The sequence below is a fragment of the Mycolicibacterium sp. P4_G11 genome, from assembly GCF_056555145.1.
On the sequence record NZ_JBFUJW010000027.1, the window covers coordinates 1 to 775 of the forward strand.

Below are 775 nucleotides of genomic sequence, written 5' to 3' on the forward strand. Positions count from 1 at the left end.
GAAGGTCGCGGCGACGAAGACCTCGGAGACGAAGACCTCGGAGACGAAGACTCCGGCGGCCGAGACCACCCCGGCAGAGCCCGCCGCGACGGCGCCAGCTGCAGGGGCACCTGCCGCGTCGTCGCCCGAGACACCTTCCCCCGCAACCGAAACGAAGCCGGACTCGGGCACGACTTCGGGCACCACCACGACGCCAACCGGTGGCACCGGCTCCACCAGCGGCACTACGGCCGGTGAGCCGACGAAGCCCACGAAGCCCGCCGGATCGACCGGCAGCGAGACGGGCTCGGGGAGCACCGGCTCSGGCAGCRGCAGTGGCGCATCCGGCGCGACCGGCGGCACCACGACCGATACACCCACCAAGCCCACCAAACCCACGAAGCCCGCCAAGCCCAGTGGGTCGACCGGGGGCCAGGCGGGCTCGGGTAGCTCCGGCTCCGGCAGCGGCAGTGGCGCATCCGGCGCGACCGGCGGCACCAAGACCGGTACGCCCACCAAGCCCACGAAGCCCGGCAAGCCCAGTGGATCGACCGGGGGCCAGGCGGGCTCGGGTAGCAACAGCTCCGGCAGTGGTGGCGGTGCCTCTGCTTCCGGAGGTGGCGCTTCCCACGCCGCCGCGTAGTCACACCTTTTCAAGTCCAGTGGGTCCCGCTCATGAGCGGGACCCACTGTCGTCTGGTGTCGCGAGGGGTCGCCAGACATGCAGCGGCCCCCGAGCTTTGGATTCTGGTGGGGACGGACCGACCGGCTCGGGGGCCGGGGGCTGTGGGGAATT

Annotated in this window: 1 pseudogene; it reads right to left on the reverse strand. The window is 71.9% G+C overall.

Annotation, left to right across the window (positions count from 1 at the left end):
- Positions 1–636 (reverse strand): annotated as a pseudogene (locus AC1U2B_RS28590) (hypothetical protein); the annotation flags it as partial.
- Positions 637–775 lie beyond the last annotated feature (139 nt).